Annotated in this window: 2 protein-coding genes; one reads left to right on the top strand and one right to left on the bottom strand. The window is 39.2% G+C overall.

Features of this window, described 5'->3' with window-relative positions; genetic code table 11:
• Positions 1-120: 120 nt before the first annotated feature.
• Positions 121-447, top strand: coding sequence for a hypothetical protein (locus MES37_RS24345; RefSeq protein WP_064547133.1), 327 nt, complete (start codon positions 121-123; stop codon positions 445-447).
• Positions 448-480: 33 nt separating this feature from the next.
• Here MES37_RS24345 and MES37_RS24340 read toward each other — a convergent pair whose 3' ends face one another.
• The gene (locus MES37_RS24340; protein ID WP_064547127.1) at positions 481-1,353 is read right to left on the bottom strand and encodes a helix-turn-helix domain-containing protein; all 873 of its coding nucleotides are present in this window, start codon (positions 1,351-1,353) and stop codon (positions 481-483) included.
• Positions 1,354-1,443 lie beyond the last annotated feature (90 nt).

Below are 1,443 nucleotides of genomic sequence, written 5' to 3'. Positions count from 1 at the left end.
ACACTACGCCATTCCTTTATTTGCGCGGTACTATCAGTATGGACAAAAAGTGACCCCGGGAAAAATAAGCACCTTCATTTATTTTAATATCATTTACCAATAATATTAATAAGGTTTATTATGCGCCCGATTCACTTTAGTGCTAAAAACAAAATATGGGTCTCTCATTACAAAGAGTATCAGCATCATCACGCCACGGTTTTTGCAGTGTTTGAAAATGACTTCTCAGGCCTGATGACGGTGGAATTATTGAGTAAAACGAATAATGGAATCTACAGAACTCGCCATAAAACACCCGTGGATTATCAAGGAGGTTCGCAACATTCACTGACGCAGTTATTATTCAATTTAGCGCCAGGTGAATGTGCACAACTGCATATCTCTGTGGAAGACAACGTTGGCAGGCTGTTTGAGCATCACTGGTCACCAGGCCTGCAAACAGTCTGATTGCTTATCAATGATGCCGCATTTAGTGCGGCATCATAATGTGTGTGGCAAAACCTCTTCATCCAATGGTGGTTCAATGGGGATGAAATAAGTGCAATTGATGGTGTCTGAAAGCTCACTATGTGACGGGTAATGAAAGATCTCAATATCGTAACCTGGTCGTCGAGTTAATTTATACTTGGGCAATAATACCAGGTAGATATATTTAGAGTAGGAAGGGTAATCATGCAGTGTAAACTGGAATGAAAAACAGGCGAAAGTCCCGCTAGGGTAGCGGCATTGGTTATAACTTGAGCCCATAGTCTCATTTTTAGTACCAATAATAGTATTGAGTTTAAGACAGTTTGTATAATTCTCATGTGGCATGAAATCGTTTAACACGATAATGTCTTTCTTTTCTTTGTCTAGTTTTTCGAAAATAATATTCAAACGATTTACATGAGAGGTGGGAGTCGGCGGGATGGGGATGATATGGTTATAATGAGAGCCTGAAACTATTCCTTCTGGTAAGTTACAGAATTGCAGCGAATTGATAGTGACTCCTTGTACATGTGAATGGCTATATAAAGATGACAGATCCCATGAATCTTTTCTTCGGTATTGCCCTGGAGTATACCCCGTCGCTTTCTTGAACTCCCGGCAAAAAGACTGCTGAGAGTCAAACCCCAGTTTGAGTGAGATATCAATAACATTGATATTCGTTAATCTGAGTAAATAAGATGCCTGAATGATACGGCGTTTCCTGATATATAAGCCAATAGGCATGCCGATATACTGTTTTAACAATGCCTGAATATGCCTGCGGCTATAGCCAGAAAATTGAGCGATGTCGTTGATGTCAATACCGGTTGCAAAATTATCTTCAATGTAATTCAGTACATCACGAACGGTCATTGCCTTAACCATCTGTCCTACCTTCCTGGTATGCATTCATTTATCTTATTATACATTTTTGCTTAATTAATAAGTCAACGAGCTTTACCATAATATACGTAT

Origin of the sequence: Buttiauxella sp. S19-1 (assembly GCF_022134725.1) — a bacterium.
Taxonomy (GTDB): domain Bacteria; phylum Pseudomonadota; class Gammaproteobacteria; order Enterobacterales; family Enterobacteriaceae; genus Buttiauxella; species Buttiauxella ferragutiae.
The sequence above is the reverse complement of the archived record's forward strand: the minus strand, read 5'-3'. Positions and strand labels throughout refer to the sequence as shown.

Bases quoted from the DNA above. Each gene is read 5' to 3' on its own strand.
- MES37_RS24345 (WP_064547133.1), top strand. From the start codon at position 121: ATGCGCCCGATTCACTTTAGTGCTAAAAACAAAATATGGGTCTCTCAT.
- MES37_RS24340 (WP_064547127.1), bottom strand. From the start codon at position 1,353: ATGGTTAAGGCAATGACCGTTCGTGATGTACTGAATTACATTGAAGAT.